Annotated in this window: 18 protein-coding genes; 14 read left to right on the top strand and 4 right to left on the bottom strand. The window is 69.7% G+C overall.

Translation table 11 applies throughout. The features are described from left to right. The 3 genes from V7053_RS02325 to V7053_RS02315 all read right to left on the bottom strand — a co-directional run. Positions 1 to 289 (bottom strand): wax ester/triacylglycerol synthase domain-containing protein (locus V7053_RS02325; protein ID WP_334170655.1); only part of this gene is annotated, 289 nt, incomplete at its 3' end. Between the two features lie 85 nt (positions 290 to 374). Continuing rightward, positions 375 to 1,325 carry a DMT family transporter gene (locus V7053_RS02320; protein ID WP_334170654.1) on the bottom strand — a complete coding sequence of 317 codons (951 nt, stop codon included), beginning with the start codon at positions 1,323 to 1,325 and terminating at the stop codon, positions 375 to 377. Next, positions 1,322 to 1,915, bottom strand: a complete 594-nt coding sequence (locus V7053_RS02315; protein ID WP_334170653.1) for a TetR/AcrR family transcriptional regulator — start codon at positions 1,913 to 1,915, stop codon at positions 1,322 to 1,324. Before V7053_RS02315 ends, V7053_RS02320 begins: the two co-directional genes overlap by 4 nt. 290 nt (positions 1,916 to 2,205) lie before the next feature. On the opposite strand from V7053_RS02315, the gene V7053_RS02310 reads away from it, so the two are divergent. The 4 genes from V7053_RS02310 (at position 2,206) to V7053_RS02295 (ending at position 5,370) form a co-directional block, all read left to right on the top strand. After that, complete coding sequence (locus V7053_RS02310) at positions 2,206 to 3,075, top strand: flagellin N-terminal helical domain-containing protein (protein WP_334170652.1); 870 nt, start codon at positions 2,206 to 2,208, stop codon at positions 3,073 to 3,075. 135 nt (positions 3,076 to 3,210) lie between these two features. Further along, positions 3,211 to 4,647 (top strand): flagellar filament capping protein FliD, encoded by a 1,437-nt coding sequence (gene fliD, locus V7053_RS02305; RefSeq protein ID WP_334170651.1) that lies wholly within the window; start codon positions 3,211 to 3,213, stop codon positions 4,645 to 4,647. 8 nt (positions 4,648 to 4,655) lie between these two features. Continuing rightward, positions 4,656 to 5,081, top strand: coding sequence for a flagellar export chaperone FliS (gene fliS, locus V7053_RS02300; RefSeq protein ID WP_334170650.1), 426 nt, complete (start codon positions 4,656 to 4,658; stop codon positions 5,079 to 5,081). Next, positions 5,071 to 5,370 carry a hypothetical protein gene (locus tag V7053_RS02295; RefSeq protein WP_334170649.1) on the top strand — a complete coding sequence of 100 codons (300 nt, stop codon included), beginning with the start codon at positions 5,071 to 5,073 and terminating at the stop codon, positions 5,368 to 5,370. The genes fliS and V7053_RS02295 overlap by 11 nt, the downstream gene beginning before the upstream one ends. Before the next feature lie 16 nt (positions 5,371 to 5,386). Here V7053_RS02295 and V7053_RS02290 read toward each other — a convergent pair whose 3' ends face one another. After that, complete coding sequence (locus V7053_RS02290; protein WP_334170648.1) at positions 5,387 to 7,021, bottom strand: hypothetical protein; 1,635 nt, start codon at positions 7,019 to 7,021, stop codon at positions 5,387 to 5,389. Between the two features lie 184 nt (positions 7,022 to 7,205). Between V7053_RS02290 and V7053_RS02285 the strand changes: the two genes are divergently transcribed. From V7053_RS02285 to V7053_RS02240, 10 genes are read left to right on the top strand one after another with little or no spacing between them, the layout of a single operon-like run. Continuing rightward, positions 7,206 to 7,547, top strand: a complete 342-nt coding sequence (locus V7053_RS02285) for a flagellar basal body rod protein FlgB (RefSeq protein WP_334170647.1) — start codon at positions 7,206 to 7,208, stop codon at positions 7,545 to 7,547. A 12-nt stretch (positions 7,548 to 7,559) separates the two neighbouring features. Beyond that, positions 7,560 to 7,955, top strand: a complete 396-nt coding sequence (locus V7053_RS02280) for a flagellar basal body rod protein FlgC (RefSeq protein ID WP_334170646.1) — start codon at positions 7,560 to 7,562, stop codon at positions 7,953 to 7,955. Further along, the gene (fliE, locus tag V7053_RS02275; RefSeq protein WP_334170645.1) at positions 7,952 to 8,263 is read left to right on the top strand and encodes a flagellar hook-basal body complex protein FliE; all 312 of its coding nucleotides are present in this window, start codon (positions 7,952 to 7,954) and stop codon (positions 8,261 to 8,263) included. Before V7053_RS02280 ends, fliE begins: the two co-directional genes overlap by 4 nt. Further along, complete coding sequence (gene fliF, locus V7053_RS02270; RefSeq protein ID WP_334170644.1) at positions 8,263 to 9,894, top strand: flagellar basal-body MS-ring/collar protein FliF; 1,632 nt, start codon at positions 8,263 to 8,265, stop codon at positions 9,892 to 9,894. The genes fliE and fliF overlap by 1 nt, the downstream gene beginning before the upstream one ends. Then, positions 9,891 to 10,916 (top strand): flagellar motor switch protein FliG, encoded by a 1,026-nt coding sequence (gene fliG, locus V7053_RS02265; RefSeq protein ID WP_334170643.1) that lies wholly within the window; start codon positions 9,891 to 9,893, stop codon positions 10,914 to 10,916. Before fliF ends, fliG begins: the two co-directional genes overlap by 4 nt. Beyond that, on the top strand, positions 10,906 to 11,511 hold the full coding sequence (locus V7053_RS02260; protein ID WP_334170642.1) for a FliH/SctL family protein: 606 nt from the start codon (positions 10,906 to 10,908) through the stop codon (positions 11,509 to 11,511). Before fliG ends, V7053_RS02260 begins: the two co-directional genes overlap by 11 nt. Next, positions 11,508 to 12,812, top strand: coding sequence for a FliI/YscN family ATPase (locus V7053_RS02255; protein ID WP_334170641.1), 1,305 nt, complete (start codon positions 11,508 to 11,510; stop codon positions 12,810 to 12,812). The genes V7053_RS02260 and V7053_RS02255 overlap by 4 nt, the downstream gene beginning before the upstream one ends. Beyond that, positions 12,812 to 13,264, top strand: coding sequence for a flagellar export protein FliJ (locus V7053_RS02250; RefSeq protein WP_334170640.1), 453 nt, complete (start codon positions 12,812 to 12,814; stop codon positions 13,262 to 13,264). Before V7053_RS02255 ends, V7053_RS02250 begins: the two co-directional genes overlap by 1 nt. Beyond that, a complete protein-coding gene (locus V7053_RS02245; protein WP_334170639.1) occupies positions 13,261 to 14,442 on the top strand; it encodes a C40 family peptidase in 1,182 nt (393 codons plus the stop codon). Before V7053_RS02250 ends, V7053_RS02245 begins: the two co-directional genes overlap by 4 nt. After that, positions 14,442 to 15,743: a flagellar hook-length control protein FliK gene (locus V7053_RS02240; RefSeq protein WP_334170638.1), complete on the top strand. Its 1,302-nt coding sequence runs from the start codon at positions 14,442 to 14,444 to the stop codon at positions 15,741 to 15,743. Before V7053_RS02245 ends, V7053_RS02240 begins: the two co-directional genes overlap by 1 nt. Positions 15,744 to 15,752: the final 9 nt, after the last annotated feature.

Below are 15,752 nucleotides of genomic sequence, written 5' to 3'. Positions count from 1 at the left end.
CATCCGGGACAACGACCTCCGAGAAGTGGCGCGCCAAGCTGAAGTTCGGATCATCAGTCCAGACTGGCCGGCCGCAGCCCGGTGGCGTCCGCACGAGGCGACGGCGCAGGCGCGGCACACGCGCTATGCGCTGCGCAAGGACGGCCGAGACCTCGGCGAAGTCCGGCGGCCCCTTGGCCGAAGCGTCGGCGGCGAACTCGAGAATGGCCGCCATGTGCATCGGGACAGGACCACGGTCCGAGGCCATAACGGTCAAGTCGTTGCTGCTCACGCGGTCGATGACCGGCATGTGCGCCATGTTCGCCCCCGCGTCCAGCTCGGACCTAGGGCAGAAAGGCCCGGAAGACCGGCGTAGATGGCGGAAGCAAGGTCGATCAGGAATCGGTGGCGCGAGTTCCCTGGGATGCCATGAAGAACACACTCCCCACGACGAGCGTGGCGCCCAGCCAGCCGAGGGCGGGCAGCCGCTCGCCGACGACGAGGACTGCGAGAACGGCCGCAACAACGGGTTCGACGAGCGAGAGTCCGGTGGCGGTGCTGGCACGGACCCGGGCGAGGCCCGATCCGAACAAGACGTACCCGGCGAACATCGGAACGAACGCCATGTAGGCGCTCACCGCGACGTTGGGCCAGGTCTCCAGAAGCGGGGCTCCGTTTGCGGCGAGCACGGGCATCAGCAGCAAGCCTCCGAGCCCGAAGACGGAGCCCATCGCCGCACGCGAAGCTACGCCAGTGCCGATCAGCCGGTGGGCGGCCCACGAGTAGAGGGCGTAGGTGGAGCCCGCGACGAGGCCCAAGACAACCCCCAGCGGAGACGCCCACGGGCCCAGTGCCGTCGTCGTGCCGCCGCCGCGCCCTGCCCCCACGAGAAGCGCCGCGCCAGCAAGGCCGAGCAGCGCGCCGAGCGCCCACCGACCGGTAGACCTCCAGCCTTCCGCCACGCGCTCGATGACCGCCGAGGCCAAGGGCGCCGAGCCGATCGACACCACCGTTCCGACGGCCACCCCCGCGAGATGCATGGAAGTGTAGAAGGCCAGCGGGTATGCTCCCACCGCTGCGGCGCCGAGGGCGACGAGCGGCCAGTGCGCCCATAGATTCCGGGAATGGTCGACGATGGGCCGGGCCGCCGACAGTGCTTGGAGGATTCCGCCCAGTCCCATTGCTGCTGCGCCGATGGCGAGCGGGCCCGCCTGCGGCGCAAACGTCGCCGCGGTGCCTGTAGTGCCCCAGAGAACTGATGCGCCGACGACGGAGAGTACGCCCCAGCGGGCCCCGCCTTTGGGCGGCTTGCGCTTGGAGGACGTGCTCTTGGGGAGTGCGCTCACCGTGCCTCCAGCATGCGCGCCGCCATCTCACGGGCGGCGTGAAGACAGCTGTCGTCTCCTTCGAGGCCGGCGCGGGCCATCGACCCCTCGAGCAGGAAGGCGAGATGCCTCGCCAGCCTTTCGGCGTCCTTTTGTCTGGGCAGGAGTTTCGAGACGTGGCCTGCGATGATCCGCTCGACCTCTTCCTTGTGCTCACGCACTGCAAGCCTCCCCGGGTCGCCGACGGGGAGTTCTGCCGCTGCATTGAGCAGCCCGCAACCCCTGAACCCGTTCTCGTAGGCCAGGTCTGCATGGTCGATATACGCCTCGAACACTGCCAAGACGCATTGCTGAGGCGTCGCGGCCACCGAAAGGCGAGCCCGGTACAGCCCGAGCCACTCCTCATGCCGGGCAGTGAGGTAAGCCTCGACCAACTCGGACTTGGACGAAAAGTTGTTGTAGAGGCTCTTCTTCGCGACCCCTGCCATCGAGGTGATGGCATCGATCCCCGTCGCTCCGACGCCCCTCGCGTAGAACAGGCGCTCCGCAGCCTCAAGCAGCAGCTCTTTGGCGGGCTTCTTCCCCGCCCGTTGCTGTCCCGAACCAGCCATCGCGGCCTCCCTCGCAGTAGGTAGACCAGTATACCTACCGTTGCCCGATGGGCTAAGGAATGATGTCCGACTTCCCTGCACTGCAGTCCATTGATATCGCGTGCCCATCAGATCCGACGGCGGCGCCCGCCGGGGCCCTGGAGCTTGCCGTCGAGGCCCTTGGATGGAACCGCTGCCGAAGAAACCCTCCTTCGTCACTTACGCACCAGGCCTAGCGGCCGATTGGTGGCAGTGAGGGCCCACGGACGGGCCCGGAGCACGACCCATAACTCACTCACGGAGGACTCACGATGGCTTTCACCGTCAACACCAACCTCATGGCCCAGCAGGCCTACCTCAACCTCAACCGGACCTCGGCCGACATGGCGAGCTCGATGGCCAAGCTCTCGAGCGGCCTGCGCATCAACACCGCAGCGGACGACGCGGCGGGCCTCTCGATTTCGCAGGGACTCACCTCGCAGGTCGATGGCAGCAACATCGCCTCGCGGAACGCGCAGGACGGCATCAACGTCATCCAGACGGCTGACGGTGCCCTCGGCGAGGTCCACTCGATCCTCCAGCGCATGCGTGATCTTGCTGTTCAGGCTGGCAATGACTCGAACAACACGGCCTCCCGCACTGCCATCAAGTCGGAGGGTGACGCACTCGGCCAGGAACTCGATCGCATCACCAAGGCGACCAACTTCAACGGCATCAACCTTCTGGATGGCACCGGTGGCGCCGCCGCCAACGGCACCCTCAGCTTCCAGATTGGTGCCGATGGTTCGGCAAACAGCCAGATCTCGGTGAACTTCGGCAACCTCGCTACGTCGCTGACCGTCGGCGGCAACTCGTTCTCCGGCACTTCCGGTTCGGCGGCCTTCCTGGTCGACAACGCCGCCGACTCGGCGACGACGATCACGAATCTGGACACGGCGATCGCGAACGTTTCCGCGCAGCGCTCGACGCTCGGTGCGTCGCAGAACCGCCTCACGCACGCGATGAACATCGCGAACACGTCGGCGCAGAACCTCAGCGCTGCCAACTCGCACATCACCGACACCGACATGGCAGCCGAGATGGTGACCTACACGAAGGACTCCATCCTTTCGCAGGCGGGCACCGCGATGCTCGCGCAGGCCAACCAGTCCGGCCAGGGCATCCTCAAGCTCCTCGGCTAAACAAGGGTTCCGGCAGCGGAAACCCAGCGCTGATGGCGGCCAGGGAGGCGCTTCGTCTCCTGGCCGCCTTCCGCGTCTCCCTTGACGGACCCTGGGCGCGGGGCAGCGGATCCCGCGTGATCGAAGGAGCACAACATGACCGGAATATCGATCAACGGCCTGGGCAGCGGGCTCGACATCACGTCGATCATCAACTCGCTCATGCAGATCGAGTCCTTGCCCCAGCAGCAGCTGCAGCAGACTCAGGCCAACGACCAAAGCGTGATCAGCGCACTCCAGACGCTGAACGGCAAAGCCTCGTCGCTCGCCACGCTGGCGGACAACATGGCCGGCCCGGGCGCTCTCAACCTGTTCACCGCGACGTCGAGCAGCAGTGCCGTCACCGCGACGGCGGGCACGACGGCGACCGCGGGCACCTTCAGCGTCCAGATCAACCAGGCCGCCCAGACCCAGGTCGACGTCACCGCCGCCATGGCGAGCTGGCCCACAGACTCGACGGGGGCGCCGTCGGCCCTCACTCTGGTCGACTCGACGGGGAAGCAGACGCAGATCACTCCGGCGAGCACATCGCTCGATGACGTCGTGAGCGCCATCAACGCGGCTGGCGGGCCGGCGACGGCGATGAAGGTCGCCGCGGGCACGGATGCAAGCGGCAACACGCTGTACCGGCTCCAGCTGACGGCGACGCAGTCTGGCGCCGCCGGCGCGTTCACCGCCTACCAAGGGACGTCCGCCGACGTCACGGCCGGCACGGCGACCGACCTCATGTCCCAGCCGGGCGCAGCCGTCGTCACGACCGCCCAAGACGCCTCGGCGACCCTCTACGCGGGGACCGCCGCCCAGCAGACGGTCACCTCGTCGTCGAACACGTTCACGAACCTCCTCCCCGGAGTGGACGTCACCGCGACCGCGGCCGCGGTGGGCACGACGGCGACCATCACCGTTGCGAGCGACAACACCGGCATCACGAAGCAGGCGAGCGACCTCGTCAGCTCCGTCAACGACCTGTTGAGCAACATCTCTGACAACACCAAAGTCACGACGACGATCAACAGCACGGGTGGCTCGACCGCCTCGGGCGGCCTCTTCACCGGCGACTCGACCGTCAGAGGCGTAGCGGACTCCATCACCGACGCGCTGTACATGCCCACAAGCAACGGCCAGTCGCCGTCAGACCTCGGCATCAGCATCAATCAAGATGGGTCGTTCACGTTCGACCAGACCAAGCTCACCTCGGCGCTGAGCGCGGATCCGGCGGGGACCGAGGCCTCCCTCCAGGAGATCGCCTCGCGCGTCTCGGCGGCAGCGAAGGCAGCATCCGACCCCGTCACCGGTTCGCTGACCTCCCTCATCCAGGGAGACCAGTCCGAGGTCGCGGACCTGACAACCCAGATCAGTGACTGGGACACTCGCCTCGCCGACCGCAAGGCCACGCTCACAGCCCTCTACAACGCCATGGACACGACGATGGGCACCCTCAAGTCGCAGCAGTCTTGGCTCACGAGTCAGATCGCGGGGCTTCCGACGTACTCGTCCTCGTCCTCATCCAGCAGCTCCAGCTCCAACGGTTAGGAACGCCGATGACCCTCCAGTCAGCCCGCGCCCGACAGCTGTACAACCGGGACGCGATCCTCTCTGCGAGCCCCGTTCGGCTCCTCACGATGATCTACGACCGGCTCCTGCTCGACCTCCACCGGGCCGAAAAGGCGCAGGAGAGTGCGGACTGGCAGACTGCGAGCGACTGTCTCCTGCACGCGCAGGACATCATCGCCGAGCTCAACGCGACCCTCAAATCCGGAATCTGGGACGGCGCCGAGGGCCTTCGGAGCCTCTACGACTACGTGCGGCGCGCGCTCGTCAGCGCGAATGTCAACCGCAACTCTTCGCTCACGAGGGAAGCCATTGAGCTCCTCGAGCCCCTGCGCCAGTCGTGGCATCAGGCCGCGGCGTCGCTACCGGCCGAGCGGCCCCAGTTGACGGCGATCGCCGGAGGCTATGTTGGCTGAGTCGTGGGACGAGGTGCTGGGGCGGCTCGAGGCAGACCTCGACGCCCTCGAGCTGCAACTGCGGGACCCTACGGCTCGTGCCGTGGAGGCTTGGCCGCTTCCGAGCGGGCTCGGCCCCATCCCCGACCGCTTGGTCCGCCGGGCGCTGGCTCTGAGCGACCGGCAGGAGGTCTTGGCCGGCCTCCTCGAAGAGGCGAAGGCGAAGACTGGCCGACACCTCGCCGTCGTCCGCTCGGTGCCGCCCGGACGCCACGAGGGCACCGCGATCTACCTCGACGTCAGAGGCTGAAGCCGGAAGGGGCGCCTCACGCTACCGGGCGAGGCGACGCCGGCCCGATGGGGAGGATGGGCGAGCCGAAGTCCGTGATGGTGTAGCGGCCGCAATGGATGGTGCTGGACGGGGCGGTACTGGCGACGGAAGGCAGTACCAGCGGAGTGGGTTCGTCGTCGCTGAGGACGAACGACACCTTGGTGCCCGAGTAGTCTGCCCGGTCGGTGAGCCACGCGTACTGGCCGAAGTGGCTGTCCACCTGCACGAGCTGGCTTGGTTCGGCGAGGAACGCCTTGGGCGCGCGGATGGCCCAGAACCTTCCTGCCCCGGTCTCGTGGCTCGAGCTGACCCACGCATCGACGCAGCTGATATCGGGGTCGACGACGGCGGCCGACTCGGCGAGGGCCCCCGTCGCGGCCGCCGAGGCGCCCAGGCAGGCCACGATGACGCCGGCGAAAAGACCCTTGACGGCCTTGCGCGGAAGGCGTCGGAAGAACGCCGGGGCCTGCGCCAAGAGCCGTGGCGCGAACACGAGCGTGCACACGGGAGCGAAGTACATCGGCTGGAGGTAGCGAATCCAGAATTGGCCGAGGACGATCGTTCCGACGATGACCGCCACGGGAGCCACCCAGGCCAACCCGCTCACGAGGGCGGCCCCCGCGTCTCGGCTCGACAGGGACCCGCGGAACACGATCACCGAGATGAGGATGAGCGCGACGACGACTGTCAGAGACACCGCGCCGCCGATCGTCGAAGACCTCTCTGCCAGCATGTGCGGGTAGAAGATGGCGGCGACGCCCGCCTCCCCCGGGTCGACGTAGGAGGGGCTGTCCCTGAGGATGAGGGACCCGAACGGAATCCTGGCCAGAAGGCCAAGCCCGCTCCCGAGGGCCAGGAGCGCGGCCGCAAACGCAGACCGGCGCCAGCTGATGACGCGCTTCCACGCGATGAACGCGAGCACGACGGCGATCGGCAGCACTTCCCACGCCAGGAACAGCGGGTTCGTCAGGCTCGACAGTACAGCCACGCCGACGAGCACGAGTTCGAGCCAGCGCCAGCGGCTCAAACCTGGAGCCTTCACGAGCCGCACGGTGAGCGCCGTCGTGGCGACCGAGGCGAGCACTGTCATGCTGTAGTACGTCGTGGTCGCAAGGAGCGATGCGAGCTCGAAGGTGTTGTAGCCCGCAGAGGCCTCCAAGAGCGCCAAGCCCGTCATCGCGGAGAAGGCAACGAGTGCGCCACCGACGCGGTGCGCTCGCGGCCGCTCACGCTGCACGGCTCCGCTCAGGAGCCTGAGGCATCCGTAGAACAGGACGAGATTGACGACGGCGTTGAGGGCGAAGGTGCCCTTGATCCCGAGTCCCAGCGCCGAAAGGGCGAGATACAGCCCCATTTCTGGGATGAAGAGCACGGCAGAGAGGGCCCAGTTCTGCGGCTGCCCCGACAGGATTGACCCGCGAACGAGCGCCGGCAGCACGGAGTCGCCGTCGTAGTACAGAACCCACGAACGGTCCGTGGCGTCGAGGTGCCACACGGTCAGCAGCGCGAGGGCCACCGCCACGAGCAGGCCGACGCACTCGGCCAACCACATCCGCGGGACGCGCCCGAGCGGCCGAGCGGTCGGCAGGGGCCGAGGCGCTGCATCGGCCTGCACCACAGAATCGATCACTCTCCGATCGTTCCAAGAGATGGGGCGCCGGGCTGCCGGTTTCGGTCAATCCTTGGGCCTTCCTTGGGAAAGTCTGCGCTAACGAGCCGGTGCAGGCTGCCGATAGACCACAGCGAGCACGGACTGCTCGTTTACGACCTGGCCACGGATCGGCCGGACCATCCCCCTACCCAGGCAGGACAGTGTGCTCGATTCCGTGACCTCTGCCGCGCTCACGAGCGCGCTCAACGGCCTTTCGCTGCGCCAGCAGGCCGTCGCGGACAACATCGCGAACGTCAACACGCCCGGCTACCACGCGAAGCGCGTCCAGTTCGAGAACGCCCTCGCCGCATCCGTCGCGGCAGGGAATGGCAACGTCCAGGCGACGACCTCGATCTCGGAGGAGCCGACGCAGCTCAACGGGAACAACGTGAACCTTGACACCGAGACCCTCTCGAACGTCGACACGGTGCTCCGGTACCAGTTCGCGTCGCAGGCGCTCAACGACGAGTTCACCGCCGTCCGCACGGCGATGAAGACCGCCTAAAGGGAGTTCGCCATGACCTTCGACACGATCGGCATTGCGGGCACGGCCTTGACCGTCAACCGCAAATGGCTCGACGCCATCTCGGACAACCTCGCCAACGTCAATACCGCGACCCCCACGAGCGGCCCGGCGTTTCAAGCCCGCTACATCGAAGCGCAGGCAGGCCCGGGCAACACCGGCGTCTACGTTGCCGGCACCCCTCAGGGCGACGCGACGGGGCGTCTCGTGTACCAACCGGACAGCCCCATCGCAGACAAGAACGGCTACGTGCGCTACCCGGACATCGACCTCAACGAGCAGATGGGCTCGCTCATCATGGCCCAGAGGGGCTATCAGGCCAACACCGAGGTCGTGAACCGGGCCAAGGACATCTACGAGGCCGCGCTGCAGATCGGAAAGTCATCATGAGCATTTCGCCCCTCTCGCCGGCCGCCACCTTCCAGGGGGTCGCCGGCAGCGGCTACCTCACCTCGGCCCAGCCCGCCGCCACGGGCGGTTCGGGCTTCGCGGCAAGCCTCGCCGGGGCCGTCGACAATCTCCAGCAGCTCCAGTCGACGTCGAACCAGCTCGCGGTGCAGGCCGTCACGGGCAACCTGGACGACATCCACAACGCGACCATCGCCGCCACCCGCGCGCAGGTCACGCTCGAGCTCGCGTCCACGATCCGCAACCAGGGCGTTGACGCCTTCAACGAGATCATGAGGATGCAGGCCTGATGCCGCCGTTCGTCACCGCGGCGTTGCGCCGCTTCTCGACCACCGTCAAGGGCTTCACCGTCGGCCAACGGACGGTGGCAATCATCGGGCTCGCCGTGCTCGCACTCGGTGCGTTCGCGCTCGTCTCGTGGCTCACCAAGCCGAGCTACGCCCCGCTGTTCACTGGCCTGCAGAGCTCGGACGCGAGCGCCGTCGTCCAGCAGCTCGGCAAGGACAATGTGCCCTACCAGCTGACCGACGGCGGCTCGACCATCCTTGTGCCCCAGGACAAGGTGTACGACGAGCGGCTCAAGGCCGCCTCGGCCGGCCTCCCGTCCGCGCCCGCAACCGGTTACTCGCTCCTCGACAAGATGGGCGTGACCTCGTCCCAGTTCCAGCAGGACGTGACGTACAAGCGAGCGATCGAGGGCGAGCTCGCGACGACGATCTCCCACCTCGATGGCGTGAAGTCCGCCAGCGTCCAGCTCGCCATCCCCGACAAGACCGTCTTCACATCCCAGCAGGCGGACCCCACCGCCTCGGTGTTCGTCGAGACCCAGCCGGGCGTGACGCTCACGAGCGACAAGGTGGACGCCATCGTCCACCTCACGTCAGCGTCGATGCCGGGCATGAAGGCTACCGACGTCTCCGTGGTGGACTCGCAGGGCAACGTGCTCTCCGCCGTCGGCACCGGGACGACGGGCAACTCCTCAAAGCTGGCCTCGGACTACCAACAGCAGACCCAATCGGCAGTCCAGGCCGTCCTCGACCGGGTCCTCGGGCCCGGGAACGCGACCGTCGCCGTCATCCCGGACGTCGACCAGCAGTCCGCACAGCAGACGTCCGAGACCTTCTCGAGCGCGAACAACACGGCCCCGCTGAGCCAGTCCACGACCACTGAGAAGTACACGGGGACAGGCGCCTCCGGGGCCTCGGGCGTACTCGGGCCGGACAACATCGCTGTTCCTTCAGGCACCAGCACATCGGCCGCTGGCGCTGGCGGCAACGGCACGTACGACTCGAGCACGGACACCAAGGACAACGCGGTCGACAAGGTGACCGAGGACCGTACGATCCCGGCCGGGGCGCTCAAGAAGCAATCGGTTTCCGTCGCGATCAACCAAGCGGCGGCGCAGGGCCTCAACCTCCAGAACATCAACTCGCTCGTCTCGGCAGCGGCGGGCATCGACGCGAAGCGCGGCGACGTCCTCTCGGTACAGGTTGTGCCATTCAGCACGGCCGCAGCGGATCAGGCCAAGGCCGCGCTGGCCCAGCAGCAGGCGGACGACGCCGCGAAGGCCCAGCAGGCGATGTGGACCAACATCATGTGGGCCGGCATCGCGCTCCTCGCGCTCATCGCGGTGGCACTGTTCGCGTGGACGCGTGCGCGACGGGCTGCAATCCGCGAGCCGCTCGACCTGGGCGGCAGCATCGTCTTCGACGAGCTGCCCGAGCCGGCCGTCATCGAGGCTCCCACGACCGTCGCGCTGCCGACGATCGCCGAGTCGCTCCCCGCACTGCCGGACCCGGGTGCGGAAGCGCTCGATGCCGAGCGACGGCGGGCGCAGGTGGACCGGCTCGGCGCGACGGACCCGCAGAAGACGGCGGAGTTCCTGCGCGGCCTCATGGATGAATCGAGGGCCGGCGTATGACACCGGCCCTCGCTCCTGCCCTGACGGGAACCCAGAAGGTCGCGATCGTGCTCATGCAGATGAGCCCCGAGAACGCCGCGAGGGTCATGGCGCACTTCAGCGAGTCCGAGGCCGAGGAGGTGGCCGCAGAGATCGTGCGGCTCAGCCGCGTTGAGGCCGCCGTTTCCGAGCAGGTCATCGCCGAGTTCCACGAGATCGCGGTCTCCGGTCGCCGCACAACCCGCGGCGGCCGGGATCTCGCCGCGGGCCTCCTCGAATCCTCCTTCGGTCCGGACCGGGCGGCCGGCGTCATGGACCGGCTCGCCTCGACGATGGCGGGGAAGTCGTTCGAGTTCCTCGACAGCGTCGACGCGTCCCAGCTCCTGACCCTGCTCGACGGCGAGCTCCCCGAGACCATCGCCCTCGTGCTCGCCCACTTGCGGCCGGCGAAGGCCTCCGAGGTGATGGCCGGCCTCGGGGAGGCCCTGGCGATCGACGTCGCGCAGGCGCTCGCCACGATGGGCTCGGCCACCCCGGAGGCCGTGACGATCATCGCCGAGAGCCTCAAAGCGCGCACAGGCACCGCCGTGCCTTCGGGCCGCAAGCAGGTAGAGGTCATCGGCGGCATCCAACCGCTCGTCGACATCATCAATCGCTCGGACATCGCAACCGAGCGCACGGTCCTCGACGGGCTGCAGGAACGAGATCCCGAGCTCGCCGAAGAGGTGCGCTCCAAGATGCTCACGTTCGCCGACATCGTGAAGCTCGAGCGCCGTGACATCCAGCAGATCCTCCGCGGCATCGACGCCGGGGTCCTCGCCCGCGCGATGAAGGGCGCGGCGGCCCCGGTTCTCGAGGCCATCAACAGCAACGTCTCCGATCGCAACCGGGAGATCCTGCAGTCGGAGATCGCAGCCGTCGGCCCAGTGCGGTCGTCCGAGGTCCAGGAGGCGCGCGCCTCGATCGTCCGGACGATCAGGGAGCTCGAGGCGTCGGGCGACATCACGGTTCGTCGCAGCGAGGAGGACGACCTTGTCTACTGACGCGCCGGCCGAGCCACTTGCACCGCGGCCCGTCGTGTTCCCCTCGCTCCACGACTCGGGCGAGGCCGAGGGTTTCACCAGGGGCCACGCCGCGGGCTACGCCGCCGGCCTGAGGAAGGCCGACACCGAGGCTGGCCTGCGCCGCGCAGAGTTCGAGGCCGAGCGTGCGGCGGCTCTTGAACAGGACCGGCGCCGGACCGATCGGGCCGTCGCGGTGCTCGAGGCCGCGGCCCGCGCCCTCCACGCACGAACCGCTCCGGTCCTCGCCGCGGCCGAGGCGGAGCTCGCGTCTGCAGCCGTCGCGATCGCGGAGGCCGTCGTCGGACACGAACTCGCGGACGCCGAGACCGGCGCCAAGGCGGCCTTGGCCCGGGCGCTCTCGGGGGTGGACGCCGCGGCCGTCATCGCCGTCCGCCTCCACCCCGCCGACCTTGCGCTCCTCGAGGGGGCCAGCACGGCCGGCGTCGTGCTTGCCGCCGACCCAACCCTCGCGCCGGGGGACGCCGTCGCCGACTATCCGGACGGCGAGCTGGACGCCCGCATCTCCACCGCGCTGGCCCGCGCCACGGCTGCGCTCGCAGGGGAGCGGTCATGAGGGGCCTCGGAGCGGCGCTCGCCGCGGCGGCCCCAGAACGCGTCGGCAGGGTGACGTCGGTACTCGGGCTGGGGCTCGAGGTGGCCGGGCTCGCGTGTGCCGTGGGAGACACGGTGGCGGTGACAACCCACGACGGCGGCACGGGCGAGGCCGAGGTCGTCGCCACCACGAGGGGAACCCTGCGCTGCATGCCGCTGGAACGCCTCGCCGGGGTCCGCCCCGGCGATGCCGTCCGCGCTCGCCGCGGCGGCAGCACGGTCCCCGTGGGACCGCAGCTCTTCGGTCGCGTCCTCGACGGCCTCGGACGGCCCATCGACGGGCGTGGCCCGCTCGGCGGTGACCGCGTCGCGCTCGAGCACGCCACGCCGTCGGCCATGCACCGAGCCCGCATCGACACGCCGCTCCAGACCGGCGTCCGGGCCCTCGACACGCTCACGACCATCGGGCGGGGGCAGCGTCTGGGCCTCTTCGCCGGGTCGGGCGTCGGGAAGTCGTCGCTCCTGTCGATGATCGCGCGCGGCACCGAGGCCGAGGTGTCCATCATCGCGCTCGTGGGGGAGCGGGGCCGCGAAGTCCGCGAGTTCCTCGACGATGATCTCGGCCCCGAGGGCCTCGCCCGCTCGGTCGTCGTGGTCGCGACCTCGGACGAGCCCGCGCTCGTGCGGCTCCGCGCCGCGTTCACTGCCATGCGGATCGCTGAGTCGTTCCGGGACCGTGGCGCCCACGCGGTGCTCATGATGGACTCCTTGACCCGTGTCGCGATGGCCCAGCGGGAAATCGGTCTCTCCGCCGGTGAGCCGCCCGCCACTCGCGGCTACCCGCCGTCGACCTTCGCCCTCCTCGCTCGGCTCCTCGAACGCGCAGGGACGGCGGAGACCGGTTCCGTGACCGGGATCTATACCGTGCTCGTCGACGGCGACGACCACAATGAACCGGTTGCCGACGCGGCGCGGTCGATCCTCGACGGCCACGTCGTCCTCGATCGCCGCCTCGCCGTGAGCGGCCATTACCCGCCGATCGACGTCCTCGCCTCGGTCTCCCGCGTCGCGTCCAAGGTGAACCCCGCCGAACGCACGGCGCTCGCGGCAGGGCTTCGCCGAGTCCTTGCCGCACGCAAGGCGGCGCAGGACCTCGTCGACGTCGGTGCCTACCAGCGGGGAAGCAACCCGCTCGTCGACGCAGCACTGGCCCACGAGAAGGAGATCGACGGGTTCCTCCGGCAGGATCTCGACGACCAGACACCAAGCCCAGAGGCGTGGGCACTCCTCGCCCGGCTCACCACAACCCTCGGAGGTGCGTGATGAACCGCCAGTTCCCGCTCGCCGGGCTCCTGCGGCTGCGGCGTCTCGAGCAGGACCAGGCCGCCGCCCGCTTCGGGGCCGTCAACGCGCAGCTGCGGGCCGTGGGCGCGCGGCAGGCGTCGGCCCGGGCGGAGGCGGAGGAGATCCCGTCCGACGTCGACAGCTCGTCCGCGCTCCTTGCTGTCGCAGCAGCGCGGGCCGCCGCTGCGAGCCTCCTCACCGAGCTCGATGCGCTCTCCGCTGCCGCCGAGGCCGAGCGCGGACGGGCGCAGCGCGACCTTGCGTCCGCGCGCGGGCGGACCGTCGGGCTCGAGAAGCTCGAGGCGCGGCACCATGAGCTTCTCGAGGCCGCCGAGCTTGCCGCCGAGCAGGGCGTCCTCGACGACCTTGGTTCGTCGGGGCACCTTCGGCGAGGCGCGGAGGCCGCGGCCCGAGGAGCGTCGACGCCGTGAGCATCAGTCCGGTGGGCCTGAGCAGTGTCGGAGCAGGCCCCGCGAGCGTGGACGCCGCGATGGGCCGCGTCCAGGAGATCCAGTCGGCCCTCACCCACCTCGCCTACCCCGCGCTCGACGCCGCGAGCTCGCCGTCGTCGGCCGGGGCCGCGGCCGCTTCCGCGGCCGCCGGGGGCGCCCCCACCTCCTCCACCGCGAGCCTCGCGTCCTTCGGGCAGGCGCTCGCGGGAGCGCTCGATTCCCCGTCCGTCACGTCCGGCGGGGCCGCGCCCGAGCTCACGGCCGGGGCCGGCGCCACGGGCGGCCAGATCGCCGCGGACGCCCAGAAATACGTGGGCGTCCCGTATCTCTGGGGTGGCACCGACCCGTCGAAGGGGCTCGACTGCTCGGGCTTCGTGCAGCGCGTGTACCAGGACCTCGGAATCTCGCTCCCGCGCGTCGTGCACGACCAGATGCAGGCCGGCACGCCCGTTGCCTCGCTCGCGGACGCCCAGCCCGGTGATCTGCTGATCAGCTTCGGCGGCGAGCATGTGGCCATCTATCTCGGGAACGGCAAGGCGATCGACGCGCCCGTGCCCGGGCAGACGATCCAAGTCCGCGACGCGTGGGAGAAGTACGGGAACCTCACCGCGATCCGGCGGATCGTGCCCGACGCCGCACCGGTTTCAGGGGCGGGGCCCACGGGCACGCCTGTTCCGGCCCCCGGCTCGTCCGGCGGGACCGGCGTGGCGGGGCTCGATGCCTCCCAGCAGCAGTACGCGCAGGCGATTCTGAACCGGGTCGCCGAGCGCGGCCTCCCCACCCAAGCCGCCGTGGACGCGATCTCGACCGCGCTGCAGGAGTCGTCCCTCCGGATGTACTGGAACCCGAAGGTGGCCGGTTCGGAAGCCCTCGCGCCCGATCAGTCGGCCGTGGGAACGGACGGCTACTCGGTGGGCCTCTTCCAGCAGCAGGTCAACGGGAACGCGTTCTCGTGGGGCACGGTGTCCGACGCGATGGACCCCTCGACGTCAACGGATATGTTCCTTGACAGGCTCACGGCCCTCCCCGGCTGGCAGAGCATGCCCGTCACCGTAGCCGATCAGGCAGTCCAAGGATCCGCCTACCCCGACGCCTACGCCAAGTGGGAGGCCGAGGCCCGTCAGATCGTCTCCGCCCTCTCACCGACGGGAGCCTGATGCAAGCCCTCCTCACCACGCTCAGCGGCGCCCCGCCCACGCCGCTCGTCCCAGGGAAGCCTGCGGCCGGGAACGCCCTCGGGACCGGTGGCGACGCTTCGGCGTCGAAGTCAGAAGCTCCCGGGCTGTTCGCGGCCGCGCTCGCAGCGGCCTCGCCGCGAGCCGACGGATCTGTCGCCGGCACAGCTCTCGGAGCGGCGGGCGCACAGGGCGGTCCACGGGCCGGCGCCCCGTCGGGTCCAGTGGCCGATGCGAAGGCGTCGGGCGACGTTACGGCGGAGACCGAGGCGAAGGCGGAGACCGAGGCGAAGGCGGAGACCGAGGCGAAGGAGTCGGGCGGCGCGAAGACCGAATCCGCACCGCAGCTCGACCCCTCGCTCGTTGGCCAGATCGCTACGGCCGTTCCGCAGTTCATGGGATACCTTCCGACCGTTGCCGCGCGAGCTTCGAGTGACGTTGGCTCTGGTGACCACCTCGCGACGCCGGCCACGGTCGAGAGCGCGGCGGCCGGCCCGGTCTCCGGTCTACCCCCGACGGGAGGGGATCCGTCTAGTCCGTCCACTGGTCGCCTCGCGCCGGATTTCGGGACGACGACGCCCGGACCCCTCAACCCGAGCTCGCCGTCCTCGCCGGCAGCGCCGCCGCCTTCGAACGCCGGCGGAGCTGGGCTCCAAGCAGGGCTCCCCGCCATCCCGAACGGTGCGAATGCCGCGAGGTCTCCGGCCTCGGCTGAGCCCCGCGTACGGGAGGCGGCCGCCGGGACAGCGAACGATTCGGCGCTCGCGGTCCTCCCGTCGTCGTCCGCCTTTCCCTTGGCCGCGGAAGCGGCGGCCGCAGCCCCGGACGCCCCGGGCACCGCGTCCCCGCCGGGGTTCTCGGCGCAGCTCGCCAAACCAGTGTTCACGCTCGCGGCCGCGGGCCCGGGGGAGCACGTCATGACGGTCAAGGTCGCTCCGGAAGACCTAGGCCCGGTCACCGTGCAGGCACACATTGCGGCCGACGGCGTCAAGGTCCAGCTCTTCGCCCCCACCGACGTGGGCCGAGCCGCAGTGCAGGCGGCCCTTCCCGAGCTCCGGAGGGACCTCGCCGCGGCGGGGCTCGGGGCGAGCCTCGACCTCTCGGCTCGCAGCGCCCCGCAGGACGGCGGGGGGGCCGGCGGCCGCGACAGCCCCGGCCGAGGGAGCGGCGCGCCCCCGGGGCGCGCGAAGGTCACCGGCGTCGGCCTCGACTCCCTCCGGCCATCTGCCCGGCCTTCGCCCGCCCTCCCCGGCACCGATACCCGTCTGGACATCCTCGCCTAGAGAAAGCAG

It is taken from the genome of Sinomonas sp. (genome assembly GCF_036848755.1).
In the GTDB taxonomy this organism is placed as follows: domain Bacteria; phylum Actinomycetota; class Actinomycetes; order Actinomycetales; family Micrococcaceae; genus Sinomonas.
This window is presented reverse-complemented; position numbering and strand designations above follow the sequence as displayed.